The following is a 13080-nucleotide window of genomic DNA, read 5'->3' as shown; positions in this document are numbered from 1 at the left end:
GGGAACCCGCATCGGGCAAGCACAGCGGCCGACGGCGGACCCACAGCAGCACTACTTGTATGACTGCACGAAGGGGAAGCCATGACAGCGACGACCGACGGAAGCACAGGGGCGCTACCGCCCCGCGCCGACTCGGCCACCGAAACAGACGAACCGCTCCCGGAGGCGGCCGGGACGGTCGGCATTCGACACGCCGCCGAACGCGCCATGCGGCGCGCGACAGATTTCCTGCTCGCGGAGCAGGACGCCCAGGGCTGGTGGAAGGGCGACCTCGAGACGAACGTCACGATGGACGCAGAGGACCTGCTGCTCCGCCAGTTCCTGGGGATCCGCGACGAGAGGACCACGCAGGCAGCCGCGCTGTTCATCCGCGGCGAGCAGCGCGAGGACGGCACCTGGGCCACCTTCTACGGCGGGCCGGGCGAACTGTCCACCACCATCGAGGCGTACGTGGCGCTGCGCCTGGCCGGCGACACGCCGGACGAGCCCCACATGGCACGGGCGTCCGCATGGGTCCGCGAACAGGGCGGCGTCGCCGCCTCCCGGGTCTTCACCCGCATCTGGCTCGCCCTGTTCGGCTGGTGGAAGTGGGAGGACCTGCCCGAACTGCCGCCGGAACTCATCTACTTCCCGAAGTGGATGCCGCTGAACATCTACGACTTCGGCTGCTGGGCGCGTCAGACCATCGTGCCGCTCACCGTCGTCTCGGCGAAGCGCCCGGTGCGTCCCGCCCCGTTCCCGCTGGACGAGCTGCACACCGACGCGGACAACCCCAACCCGGCCAAGGACCTGGCCCCGGTGGCCAGTTGGGACGGAGCCTTCCAGCGTCTGGACAAGGCCCTGCACCAGTTCCGCAAGGTCGCCCCGCGCCGGCTGCGCGCCGCCGCCATGAAGGCCGCATCGCGCTGGATCATCGAGCGGCAGGAGAACGACGGCTGCTGGGGCGGCATCCAGCCGCCCGCGGTGTACTCGGTCATCGCCCTGCACCTGCTCGGCTACGACCTCGAACACCCCGTGCTGCGCGAGGGCATCGCGTCGCTCGACCGCTTCGCGGTGTGGCGCGAGGACGGTGCCCGCATGATCGAGGCGTGTCAGTCCCCGGTGTGGGACACCTGCCTCGCGACCATCGCGCTCGCCGACGCGGGAGTGCCGGCCGACCACCCGCAGTTGGTGAAGGCCGCGGAGTGGATGCTCGGCGAGGAGATCACCCGGCCCGGAGACTGGTCGGTGAAACGCCCCCAACTGCCGCCGGGCGGCTGGGCGTTCGAGTTCCACAACGACAACTACCCCGACATCGACGACACCGCCGAGGTGGTGCTCGCCCTGCGCCGCGTGAAGCACCAGGACCGGGAGCGCCTCGAGCAGGCCATCGGGCGCGGGGTGCGCTGGAACCTCGGCATGCAGTCCAAGAACGGCGCATGGGGCGCGTTCGACGTCGACAACACCAGCGCGTTCCCCAACCGGCTGCCGTTCTGCGACTTCGGTGAGGTCATCGACCCGCCGTCGGCCGACGTCACCGCGCACGTCGTGGAGATGCTCGCGGTCGAAGGGCTCTCCCACGACCCGCGCACCCGGCGGGGGATCGAGTGGCTGCTGGCCGAACAGGAGCCGGACGGTTCATGGTTCGGTCGCTGGGGCGTCAATTACGTGTATGGCACAGGTTCGGTGGTGCCGGCGCTGGTGGCCGCGGGCATCCCGGGTTCGCACCCCGCGATCCGCCGGGCCGTCGCCTGGCTGGAGAGCGTGCAGAACGACGACGGCGGCTGGGGCGAGGACCTGCGCTCCTACAAGTACGTCCAGGAATGGAGCGGCCGGGGAGCCTCCACCGCCTCGCAGACGGCGTGGGCGCTGCTCGCGCTGCTCGCGGCGGGGGAGAGCGAGAGCAAGGCCGTGGAGCGGGGAGTCGACTTCCTCGCCCGGACCCAGCGCGAGGACGGGTCCTGGGACGAGCCCCACTTCACCGGCACGGGCTTCCCGTGGGACTTCTCCATCAACTACCACCTGTACCGGCAGGTCTTCCCGCTCACGGCCCTCGGCCGCTACGTCAACGGCGAGCCGTTCGCCGGGGCCAAGGGGAGCTGATGAGCCACAAGCCCGAACAGCTCCCGTTGCTGATCGCCTGCGCGCTCGGCATCGAGCACCTCGCCCTGCGCAGTGGCGGTCACGCGGGTGCCGACGGGCCCGTCACCCTGCTCCGTACGGGTATGGGCCCCCGGGCGGCCGAACGCTCGGTCACCCGGGTGCTCGACGACCCCGCCCTCGCCGGGGCGGCCGTCGTCGCCACCGGTTTCTGCGCCGGCCTGGCACCGGGGATGCACCCCGGTGACCTGGTCGTCGCCGAGGAGACCCGGGACCCGCGCGGCACCACCGCGTGCGTGGGCACCGATCTACTCGTCAAGGAACTCGCACGCGCCCTTCCTGGGCGCACCGTCCACACCGGGCCGCTCACCGGCTCGGACCATGTCGTCCGAGGTCAGGAGCGGTCTGAGCTGCTCGCGACCGGAGCGATCGCGGTCGACATGGAGTCCGCGGCCACGATCCACGGAGCCGTACGCACGGGCGAGCGCCCGGTTGCGGCCGTCCGGGTGGTCGTGGACGCTCCAGAACATGAACTTGTCCGTATCGGCACGTTGCGCGGTGGAATATCAGCTTTCCGCGTCCTGCGTGCCGTCCTTCCCGCTTTCTTCGAATGGCACCGTTCTTTGCTGCTCCCTCGGAGGTGAGCCAGATGGCCATGCCGCTGCGCCAGTCCATCAAGGTCGCTACATACCTGTTTGAACAGAAAATCAAGAGGCGGGACAAGTTCGCGCTGCTGGTCGAACTGGAACCACTCTTCGCCTGCAACCTCAAGTGCGAGGGCTGCGGAAAGATCCAGCATCCGGCCGGCGTGCTCAAGCAGCGCATGCCTGTCGCCCAGGCCGTGGGCGCGGTCCTCGAGTCCGGCGCCCCGATGGTGTCCATCGCGGGCGGCGAACCGTTGATGCATCCGCAGATCGACGAGATCGTGCGGCAGTTGGTGGCCAAGAAGAAGTTCGTCTTCCTGTGCACCAACGCACTGCTGATGCGCAAGAAGATGGACAAGTTCAAGCCCTCGCCGTACTTCGCCTGGGCCGTGCACATCGACGGGCTGCGCGAGCGGCACGACGCGTCGGTGGCCAAGGAGGGCACCTTCGACGAGGCGGTGGAGGCCATCAAGGAGGCCAAGCGGCGCGGCTTCCGGGTGACCACCAACTCGACCTTCTTCAACACGGACACCCCGCAGACCATCGTCGAGGTGCTGAACTTCCTCAACGACGATCTGGAGGTGGACGAGATGATGCTCTCGCCCGCCTACGCCTACGAGAAGGCGCCCGACCAGGAGCACTTCCTCGGTGTGCAGCAGACCCGGGAGCTGTTCAAGAAGGCCTTCTCCGGCGGCAACCGCAGGCGGTGGCGGCTCAACCAGAGCCCGCTCTTCCTGGACTTCCTCGAGGGCAAGGTCGACTTCCCGTGCACCGCGTGGGCGATCCCGAGCTACTCCCTCTTCGGCTGGCAGAAGCCCTGCTACCTGATGAGCGACGGGTACGTGGCCACGTACAAGCAGCTGCTCGAGGAGACCGACTGGGACCAGTACGGCCGGGGCAAGGACCCGCGCTGCGCCAACTGCATGGCGCACTGCGGCTACGAGCCGACCGCCGTGCTCGCCACCATGGGGTCCCTGAAGGAGTCCCTGCGGGCCGCACGCGAGACCATGACCACCGGAAAGCAGCGGTGATGTCATGACCGCCGTTTCCTTGGGTGTCCCCGAGGTGCCGGCTCGGCCCGTCGCGCAGCGACGTGTGTCGCGGCAGATCCAGGTCGGGCCGGTGGCGGTCGGGGGCGGCGCTCCGGTGTCGGTGCAGTCGATGACGACGACGCGTACGTCGGACATCGGTGCGACGTTGCAGCAGATCGCGGAGTTGACGGCGTCGGGTTGCCAGATCGTGCGGGTGGCGTGTCCGACGCAGGATGATGCGGATGCGTTGGCGACGATTGCGCGGAAGTCGCAGATCCCGGTGATCGCGGACATTCACTTCCAGCCGAAGTATGTGTTCGCCGCGATCGAGGCGGGTTGTGCGGCGGTGCGGGTGAATCCGGGCAATATCAAGCAGTTCGACGACAAGGTGCGGGAGATCGCGAAGGCGGCCAAGGATCATGGGACGCCGATTCGGATCGGGGTGAACGCGGGGTCGTTGGACCGGCGGTTGCTGCAGAAGTACGGCAGGGCGACTCCGGAGGCGCTGGTGGAGTCGGCGCTGTGGGAGGCGTCGTTGTTCGAGGAGCATGATTTCCGGGACATCAAGATCTCGGTGAAGCACAACGATCCGGTTGTGATGATCGAGGCGTATCGGCAGCTTGCGGCGCAGTGTGAGTATCCGTTGCATCTGGGTGTGACGGAGGCGGGTCCGGCGTTCCAGGGCACGGTGAAGTCGGCGGTGGCGTTCGGTGCGCTGTTGTCGCAGGGCATCGGTGACACGATTCGTGTGTCGTTGTCGGCTCCTCCGGTGGAGGAGGTGAAGGTGGGCGCGCAGATTCTGGAGTCGTTGGGTCTTCGGGAGCGTGGTCTGGAGATCGTGTCGTGTCCGTCGTGCGGTCGTGCGCAGGTGGATGTGTACAAGTTGGCCGAGGAGGTCACGGCGGGGCTGGAGGGGATGGAGGTTCCGCTGCGGGTCGCGGTGATGGGCTGTGTGGTCAATGGTCCGGGTGAGGCGCGTGAGGCGGATCTGGGTGTCGCGTCCGGCAATGGCAAGGGTCAGATCTTTGTGAAGGGTGAGGTCATCAAGACGGTGCCCGAGTCGAAGATCGTGGAGACCCTGATCGAGGAGGCCATGAAGCTCGCCGAGCAGATGGAGAAGGACGGCGTCGCATCCGGCGAGCCGGCCGTCACCGTCGCTTGAACGACTTACCTGTGAGTGATGTGAAGGAGCGCGACGGTGCCGAGAAGGTGACGACGTGCGGGCCCGGCCCTCAGGGCCGGGCCTGGTCGTCTTCTCGACACCGGCTTCTGCGCTCAGGAGGCGATTCGAAAAATAGGGGAGGCCCGAGCGTGACGATTCTGGAGAGCATCCGGGGACCACGCGACCTGAAGGCGCTGTCCGAGGTGGAGCTGGGCCGACTGGCCGAGGAGATCAGGGAGTTCCTGGTCCACGCGGTCGCCAGGACGGGCGGTCACCTGGGGCCCAATCTGGGGGTGGTGGAACTCTCCATCGCGCTCCACCGGGCCTTCGAGTCACCGGTCGACCGCATTCTGTGGGACACCGGCCACCAGAGCTATGTGCACAAGCTGCTGACAGGGCGTCAGGATTTCTCCAAGCTGCGCGGCAAGGGGGGCCTCTCCGGCTATCCCTCCCGCGAGGAGTCCGAGCACGACATCATCGAGAACAGTCACGCGTCGACCGCACTCGGCTGGGCCGACGGGCTCGCCAAGGCCCGTCAGGTGCAGGGGGAGAAGGGCCATGTCGTCGCGGTCATCGGCGACGGCGCCCTCACCGGCGGCATGGCCTGGGAGGCGCTCAACAACATCGCCGCGGCCAAGGACCGCCCGCTCATCGTCGTCGTCAACGACAACGAGCGCTCGTACGCGCCGACCATAGGCGGCCTCGCCAACCATCTGGCCACCCTGCGGACGACCGACGGCTACGAGAGGGTGCTGGCCTGGGGCAAGGACGTGCTCCAGCGCACACCCGTCGTCGGCACCACCGTCTACGAGGCCCTGCACGGCGCCAAGAAGGGCTTCAAGGACGCGTTCGCGCCCCAGGGCCTGTTCGAGGACCTGGGGCTGAAGTACGTCGGCCCGATCGACGGACACGACATCCGGGCCGTCGAGTCGGCGCTGCGGCGCGCCAAGCGATTCCACGGTCCCGTACTGATCCACTGCCTCACCGAGAAGGGCCGCGGCTACGAGCCCGCGCTCGCCCACGAGGAGGACCACTTCCACACGGTCGGCGTGATGGACCCGCTCACCTGCGAGCCCCTCGCGCCCTCGGGCGGGCCGTCGTGGACGTCGGTCTTCGGGGACGAGATCGCGCGGATCGGCGAGGAGCGCGAGGACGTCGTGGCGATCACGGCGGCCATGCTGCACCCGGTGGGCCTGGCCAAGTTCGCCGAGCGCTTTCCGGACCGGGTGTGGGACGTGGGCATCGCCGAGCAGCACGCGGCCGTCTCCGCGGCCGGCCTTGCGACAGGAGGACTCCATCCGGTCGTCGCCGTCTACGCGACGTTCCTCAACCGTGCCTTCGACCAGCTCCTCATGGACGTGGCCCTGCACCGCTGCGGTGTCACGTTCGTCCTGGACCGGGCCGGCGTGACGGGCGTCGACGGACCGTCGCACAACGGCATGTGGGACATGTCGGTGCTGCAGGTGGTACCGGGCCTCAGGATCGCCGCGCCACGCGATGCCGACCAGTTGCGCGCGCAGCTGCGGGAGGCGGTCGCCGTCGACGACGCACCCACCCTGATCCGTTTCCCGAAGGAGTCGGTGGGTCCGGCGATCCCGGCGGTGGACCGGGTGGGCGGCCTCGATGTACTGCACCGCGCCGACCGCCCCGAGGTGCTCATGGTGGCCGTCGGCGTCATGGCTCCCGTCTGCCTCCAGGCCGCGGAGCTGCTCCAGGCACGCGGCATCGGCTGCACGGTCGTCGACCCCCGCTGGGTCAAGCCCGTCGACCCCGGGCTCCCGGGCCTGGCCGCCGAACACCGCCTCGTCGCGGTCGTCGAGGACAACAGCCGGGCCGCGGGTGTCGGCTCGGCGGTCGCCCTGACGCTCTCGGACGCCGACGTCGACGTGCCGGTGCGGCGCTTCGGGATCCCGGAGCAGTTCCTCGCGCACGCCAAGCGGGGCGAGTTGCTCGCCGACATCGGGCTCACGCCCGTCGAGGTCGCGGGGCGGATCAGCGCGAGCCTGGCCGTCAAGGATGAGCCGTCCAAGGAGAAGCACGAATGACCACCCCTTCCGGGAACCGCGACTTCGACCTCGGAGCGCTCCTGGCCGAGCGCGGGGCCGAGCGCTACGAGCTGCACACCAGGTATCTCAACCACCAGCTCCCGCGCATGCTCCACACCATCGGCTTCGACAAGGTCTACGAGCGGGCCGAGGGCGCCCACTTCTGGGACGCCGACGGCAACGACTACCTGGACATGCTCGCCGGGTTCGGGGTGATGGGCCTCGGCCGCCACCACCCCGTGGTCCGCAAGGCGCTGCACGACGTCCTGGACGCACAGCTCGCCGACCTCACCCGCTTCGACTGCCAGCCGCTGCCCGGGCTGCTGGCGGAGAAGCTGCTGAGCCACAGTCCGCACATGGACAGGGTGTTCTTCGGCAACAGCGGCACCGAGGCGGTCGAGACCGCGCTGAAGTTCGCCCGCTTCGCCACCGGCAAGCCGCGCATCCTGTACTGCGAGCACGCCTTCCACGGTCTGACGACCGGCTCGCTGTCGGTGAACGGCGAGCGCGGCTTCCGCGACGGGTTCGCCCCGCTGCTGCCCGACACGGCGGTTCCGCTGGGCGATCTCGACGCCCTGGCACGGGAGCTCAGGAAGGGGGACGTGGCGGCCCTCATCGTCGAGCCCATCCAGGGCAAGGGCGTCCACGAGGCGCCGCCCGGCTATCTCCAGGCCGCGCAGGAGCTGCTGCACAAGCACAAGGCCCTGCTGATCGCGGACGAGGTGCAGACCGGTCTCGGCCGTACCGGGGACTTCTACGCCTACCAGTACGAGGGCGGCGTCGAGCCGGACCTGGTGTGCGTGGCGAAGGCGCTGTCCGGTGGCTATGTACCGGTCGGCGCCACCCTCGGCAAGGAATGGATCTTCAAGAAGGTCTACTCGTCCATGGACCGGGTGCTGGTGCACTCGGCGAGTTTCGGATCGAACGCGCAGGCGATGGCGGCCGGGCTCGCGGTTCTCTCCGCCATGGAGAACGAGCAGATCGTCGCGAACGCCCGCGCCGTGGGGGAGCAGCTGAAATCCCGTCTCGCCACACTTGTCGACAAGTACGAGCTGCTCAGCGACGTACGCGGGCGTGGACTCATGATCGGGATCGAGTTCGGCAGGCCCAGCTCACTGAAGCTGCGCGGCCGGTGGACCATGCTCCAGACGGCCCGCAAGGGGCTGTTCGCACAGATGGTCGTCGTCCCGCTGCTGCAACGGCACCGGATCCTCACCCAGGTGTCCGGCGACCATCTGGAGGTGATCAAGCTGATCCCGCCGCTGACCGTCGACGAGCGCGACGTGGACCGGTTCGTGGAGGCCTTCACCGCCGTCATGGACGACGCGCACGGTGGGGGACTGATGTGGGACTTCGGAAAGACCCTGATCAAGCAGGCGGTGGCCAACCGCTGAGCCGCGCACCGGAGGGGCTTTGCCTCTGAGGCAATAAATTTGCCGCAGAGGCAAACCTGCGGCTGAATAGAGAGCATGAGCTCTCCCGAGAACGAGCCCGGGCCCGGCGAGGACCTTACCGCCGTCGCGCCGCAGCTGCGCGCGCTGCGGCGCCGCGCCTCGCTCACCCTCGAGGCCGCGGCCCGTGCCGCCGGGCTCTCGCCCGCACACCTCTCCCGGCTCGAGACCGGGCAGCGCCAGCCCTCGCTGCCGATGCTGCTCGCACTCGCCCGTATCTACGGTACGACCGTCTCCGAACTGCTCGGCGAGACCGTCGCCGACCAGGAGGCGGTCGTCCGCGCCCCCGACATGGAGCCGACCCGGGCGGGCGGCTGGACGTACTGGCAGGCCGGCGCACCGGGCCGCGGCATGCAGGCGCTCCGCGTCCACGTCCCGCACGGCGCGCAGGGCGACATCGTGCGCGTCCACCCGGGCGAGGAGTGGCTGTACGTGCTGAGCGGGCGGCTGCGCCTGCGGCTGGGGGACACCACCCATGTGCTCGCAACCGGGGACAGCGCGCACTTCGACTCGCTGACCCCGCACCGCATCGCCGCCGCCGACCACGGCGGCACCGATCTGCTCTTCGTCCACACCCTGCTGCAGAGCCCGACCGCCACGTTGTGCCTCGGACCCACCCCTGGAGAAATGCCATGACCGAACAGCCGGAGACCCGCCCCCAGCGCAGGGACATGGAGGAGAAGTTCCCCCGTGCCCTGTGGGTCCGCCTGATCGTCTACATCGCCGTCGGCCACCTCTTCGCCGGGTTCATCTATCTGCTGTTCGAGGTAGGGGCGAAGTAACCGGCCCTGCCGCGGCGGCGCGGGCGACTCAGTCCAGCAGACGACCGCGCAGCCGCTCCCGCAGTGTCGGCGTGAGCCCGAGCCCGCGCTCCAGATAGTCCTCGACACCGCCCCAGGTCTCCTCGACGGTGTCGATCGCCGCGGCCAGATACTCGGCGCGCGCGTCGAAGAGCGGGCTGAGCAGCTCCATCACCTCGGGGGAGTACGTGTCGGGCGACGAACCGTTGCGGTGCACCTTGTAGCGGCGGTGCTTCGCGTTGGACTCCAGGTAGTCCGCGACGATCGCCTCCCGCTCGACCCCGAGGGCCAGCAGCGTCACCGCGATCGACAGTCCCGCGCGGTCCTTGCCGGCCGCGCAGTGCATCAGCGCGGGCACGCTGTCCTCGGCCAGGGAGCGCAGCACCTGGGAGTGTTCGGCCGTGCGCTCCCGGATGATGGTTCGGTAGGAGACGATCATGCGGTTCGCGGCCCTGCCCTCGGCGAGGAGCGCGCGCAGCTGCTCGATGTCGCCGTCCCTGACCATCTTCCAGAACTCGGCCCCGTCCGCCGGATCGGTGAGCGGAAGACTGACGTTGCGCACCCCGGGGAGCTCGACGTCGGGCCCCTCGAGCTTCTTGTCCGCCGCATTGCGGAAGTCGAAGACCGTGTGCAGGCCGAGGGAGCCGAGGAACGCTGCGTCCTTCTCCGTCGCATGGGCGAGGTGGCCGCTCCGGAAGAGCACTCCGTGCCGCACGCGCCGCCCGTCCACGGTCGGCAGACCGCCCACGTCGCGGAAGTTGCGCACCCCGGTCAGCTCGGGCTCGGTCGACGGGACCTGCTGCGTCACGAGGGCTCCTCCCATCCGTCCGCCGGCGCTGCTCGCCGAGGGGCCGAGCTTCGACGATACGACATGGGTTTGTCGGCCGATGATCGACGGCGACCTGTCCCTCGTCCCGCGGTCACGACCGCCGGCGGCCCGTCCCGGCCTCCGTGTGCAGTGGCTCCCCCAACATCGGCGTTGGGAGTGTTATTCCGGATCGGACCGAATTCGGCGCGTGGCTTATCTCACCGTCCGTCAACCCCTGCCTACGGTCGCGTAGCTCACATCGCAAGGTGAATCATGGACCGACGTGGCAGACGATTCGAAGAGTGACAACAGATCAGTGATCGGGTCGTACGTGGCGGTGGGGGACAGCTTCACCGAGGGCGTCGGCGACCCCGGCCCCGACGGGCAGTTCGTCGGCTGGGCCGACCGGTTCGCGGTGCTCCTCGCCGATCGGCGGCCCGAAGGCGCCTTCACGTACACGAACCTCGCCGTGCGTGGCAAACTGCTCGACCAGATCGTCGCGCACCAGCTACCGAAGGCCGTCGAACTCGCCCCGGACCTGGTGTCCTTCTGCGCGGGCGGGAACGACATCATCCGGCCGGGCACCGACCCCGACGACGTCGCCGAGCGTTTCGAGCATGCCATCGCCGCCCTGACCTCCGCGGTCGGCACGGTGATGGTGACGACGGGCTTCGACACCCGCGGCGTCCCCGTGTTCAAGCATCTGCGCGGCAAGATAGCCACGTACAACGGGCATGTCCGGGCGATCGCCGACCGGTACGGCTGCCCGGTGCTCGACCTGTGGTCGCTGAAGACCGTCCAGGACCGGCGCGCCTGGGACGACGACCGTCTGCACCTCTCGCCCGAGGGGCACACCCGCGTGGCTCTGCGGGCGGGACAGGTGCTCGGCGTCGAGGTGCCCGCAGACCCCGACCAGGCCTGGCCGCCGCTGCCGCCGCGCGGCACGCTCGAGGTACGGCGCGACGACATCCACTGGGCGCGTGAGTACCTGGTTCCGTGGATCGGACGGCGGTTGCGCGGCGAGTCCTCGGGGGACCGTGTCGTGGCGAAGGGCGCCCTGTCGCCGGACGACATCAAGATGCGCATCGCGAAGGCGGTCTGAACCGGCCCCTCCTGCCGGTACGGTCCGGCGCGTGCCCGGGGCCCCGATACGCCGGGTCCGGGCACGCGCCGGACCGTACCGCGTCGACGTATGCCGCCGACCCGGCGGAGCAGACCGGCGTCAGCCCTTCGGCTCCGTCAACGCGGCGCGATCCACGCCCAGTTCGCGGGCGAGCGCCTCGTCCACCCACTCCTGCGCCCGTGCTCGCGCCACCGTGCCCTTGTACGCCGTCATCTGCACGGCCAGCCCGTCCAGGAGCGCTGTCAGCCGTATCGCGGTGCCCGCCGGGTCGGCGCACCGGAACTCGCCGGCCGCGACCCCTTCCATCAGAACCTCGGTGATCCCGGCCTTCCACTGCCGGTCGAGGCCTCGCGTGACCTCGCGCAGCGCGGGCTCCCGCAGTGACGCCGCCCAGCCCTCGATCCACAGCCGCCAGCCCTTGGCCTGCCCGGTCGGCGCGTACCAGCGCACCGCCGCGCGCAGGCGGCGCAGGGCCGACGTACGGCGCCCGAGCAGTTTGCGCAGATGCGCCAGATCGTCCTCGGCGGCGTACGCGAACGCCTCCGAGACCAGCTTCTCCTTGGTCGAGAAGTGGTACAGGACCAGTGCGTTGCTCACACCGAGTGCCGAGGCCACGTCGGCGATCCGCACCGCCGCGACGCCCCGCGCCTCGATCTGCTCCACGGCGGCCCGCAGCAGTTCCTCACGCCGCTGGGCCACGTTCAACCGCACCCTCGTCACGCGGCAACCCTACGTCACCGGTACCAGCCGAACCGCTCGGCGATCAGCGGCAGTCGGTCCGCCACGAGCGCGTGCGCGGCCGTCCGCGGACTCGTCCCGTCGGCCTGCGCCCGGTCCAGCATCCGGCCGACCAGGTCCCGCATCGAGCGTCGTGTGTAGGCGAAGGCCTCGTCCGCGTCGGCGCCCACGTCACCGAACAGCGTCCACCACCACCAGGCGTTGGTCCCGGAGTTGACCACCACGTCCGGCAGCACGCTCACCCCGCGCGCGGCGAGCAGGTCCTCCGCGTCGGGCAGCACCGGCATGTTGGCCGCCTCGACGATCCACCGTGCCGTGATGTGCTCCTGGTTCTCGGTGTCGATGGCGTACGAGACCGCGGCGGGCACCAGCACCTCGGCCTCGGCCGACAGCCAGGCGTCCCCGGACAGTTCGCGGTCGGCGGGGCGCAGTGCCCCCCGGTCCACCGTCCCGTAGGCGTCGCGCGCCGCGAGCAGCGCCTCCACGTCGAGTCCGTCGGGATGGGCGACGGTGCCCTTCACATCGGCGACCGCGACGACCGACAGTCCCGCACGCGCCAGGAACCGCGCCGTGGCCCCACCCATGGTGCCGAAGCCCTGCACCGCCACCCGGGTGCCCGCATACGGCACGCCGGCCCGGTCCAGGGCGGTCAGCACGGACTCGGCGACCCCGCACCCGCCGACCAGCGCGTCCAGACCGATTCCGTCCACCTCCACGGCGAAGGCGTCGGCGAGCCGTTCCCGGGCCGCCGCCTCGTCGGTGAGCAGGGGGTACACGGCCTGGATCGACGACACCAGTCCCGCCTCGGCGGCCGCGCGGTCCACCAGGTCCTGGGTGAGGCCCAGGTCCTCCCCGGTGGTCCAGACCGTCTCGACGTACGGCCGCATCGCGCGCAGATAGCGCACCAGGACGTCGTAGGCCTCCGGGGCGCGGGGATCGCAGTCGATGCCGCCCTTGGCGCCGCCCAGCGGGACGTAGCGGCCCCGCGGGTTGTAGTGCAGCGCCTCTTTCATGGTCATGCCGCGGGCCAGCCCGGCGACCTCGTCCAGGGTGCAGCCGGGCCGCATCCGCAGCCCGCCGCTGGCGACGCCCCGGACGAGGCGGTCGACGACGAGGTAGCCCCGGTGGCCGGTGATGTGGTCGGTCCAGACGAGCGTGATGAGGGGCGCGCCCCGATCGGTGGTCATGAGCCCACTGTA

12 protein-coding genes are annotated in these 13080 nt (G+C 69.9%); 9 read left to right on the top strand and 3 right to left on the bottom strand.

Annotated features, from left to right (window positions below; translation table 11 throughout):
- Positions 1–81 precede the first annotated feature (81 nt).
- The 8 genes from shc (at position 82) to RCR19_RS05270 (ending at position 9194) form a co-directional block, all read left to right on the top strand.
- Complete coding sequence (gene shc, locus RCR19_RS05305; RefSeq protein ID WP_331264021.1) at positions 82–2082, top strand: squalene--hopene cyclase; 2001 nt, start codon at positions 82–84, stop codon at positions 2080–2082.
- On the top strand, positions 2082–2723 hold the full coding sequence (locus tag RCR19_RS05300; RefSeq protein ID WP_331264020.1) for a 1-hydroxy-2-methyl-2-butenyl 4-diphosphate reductase: 642 nt from the start codon (positions 2082–2084) through the stop codon (positions 2721–2723). Before shc ends, RCR19_RS05300 begins: the two co-directional genes overlap by 1 nt.
- Before the next feature lie 5 nt (positions 2724–2728).
- Positions 2729–3754: an adenosyl-hopene transferase HpnH gene (hpnH, locus tag RCR19_RS05295; protein WP_059131020.1), complete on the top strand. Its 1026-nt coding sequence runs from the start codon at positions 2729–2731 to the stop codon at positions 3752–3754.
- A 4-nt stretch (positions 3755–3758) separates the two neighbouring features.
- Complete coding sequence (ispG, locus tag RCR19_RS05290) at positions 3759–4916, top strand: flavodoxin-dependent (E)-4-hydroxy-3-methylbut-2-enyl-diphosphate synthase (RefSeq protein ID WP_331264019.1); 1158 nt, start codon at positions 3759–3761, stop codon at positions 4914–4916.
- A gap of 149 nt (positions 4917–5065) precedes the next feature.
- Positions 5066–6961 (top strand): 1-deoxy-D-xylulose-5-phosphate synthase, encoded by a 1896-nt coding sequence (gene dxs / locus RCR19_RS05285; RefSeq protein WP_331264018.1) that lies wholly within the window; start codon positions 5066–5068, stop codon positions 6959–6961.
- Complete coding sequence (locus RCR19_RS05280) at positions 6958–8355, top strand: aspartate aminotransferase family protein (RefSeq protein ID WP_331264017.1); 1398 nt, start codon at positions 6958–6960, stop codon at positions 8353–8355. Before dxs ends, RCR19_RS05280 begins: the two co-directional genes overlap by 4 nt.
- A 75-nt stretch (positions 8356–8430) precedes the next feature.
- A complete protein-coding gene (locus tag RCR19_RS05275) occupies positions 8431–9048 on the top strand; it encodes an XRE family transcriptional regulator (RefSeq protein WP_331264016.1) in 618 nt (205 codons plus the stop codon).
- Positions 9045–9194, top strand: a complete 150-nt coding sequence (locus RCR19_RS05270; protein ID WP_331264015.1) for a DUF6126 family protein — start codon at positions 9045–9047, stop codon at positions 9192–9194. The genes RCR19_RS05275 and RCR19_RS05270 overlap by 4 nt, the downstream gene beginning before the upstream one ends.
- A 28-nt stretch (positions 9195–9222) precedes the next feature.
- On the opposite strand, the gene RCR19_RS05265 is transcribed toward RCR19_RS05270, so the two are convergent.
- Positions 9223–10020 (bottom strand): tyrosine-protein phosphatase, encoded by a 798-nt coding sequence (locus RCR19_RS05265; RefSeq protein ID WP_331264014.1) that lies wholly within the window; start codon positions 10018–10020, stop codon positions 9223–9225.
- Positions 10021–10336: 316 nt separating this feature from the next.
- Between RCR19_RS05265 and RCR19_RS05260 the strand changes: the two genes are divergently transcribed.
- A complete protein-coding gene (locus tag RCR19_RS05260) occupies positions 10337–11122 on the top strand; it encodes an SGNH/GDSL hydrolase family protein (RefSeq protein WP_331269351.1) in 786 nt (261 codons plus the stop codon).
- A 120-nt stretch (positions 11123–11242) separates the two neighbouring features.
- Here the strand turns inward: RCR19_RS05260 and RCR19_RS05255 are convergent, their stop codons facing one another.
- Both RCR19_RS05255 and RCR19_RS05250 read right to left on the bottom strand, forming a co-directional pair.
- Positions 11243–11863, bottom strand: coding sequence for a TetR/AcrR family transcriptional regulator (locus RCR19_RS05255; RefSeq protein WP_331264013.1), 621 nt, complete (start codon positions 11861–11863; stop codon positions 11243–11245).
- Positions 11864–11877: 14 nt separating this feature from the next.
- A complete protein-coding gene (locus tag RCR19_RS05250; protein WP_331264012.1) occupies positions 11878–13068 on the bottom strand; it encodes a Glu/Leu/Phe/Val dehydrogenase dimerization domain-containing protein in 1191 nt (396 codons plus the stop codon).
- Positions 13069–13080 lie beyond the last annotated feature (12 nt).

The organism is Streptomyces sp. WAC07094 (assembly GCF_036320405.1).
In the GTDB taxonomy this organism is placed as follows: domain Bacteria; phylum Actinomycetota; class Actinomycetes; order Streptomycetales; family Streptomycetaceae; genus Streptomyces; species Streptomyces lannensis.
The sequence above is the reverse complement of the archived record's forward strand: the minus strand, read 5'-3'. Positions and strand labels throughout refer to the sequence as shown.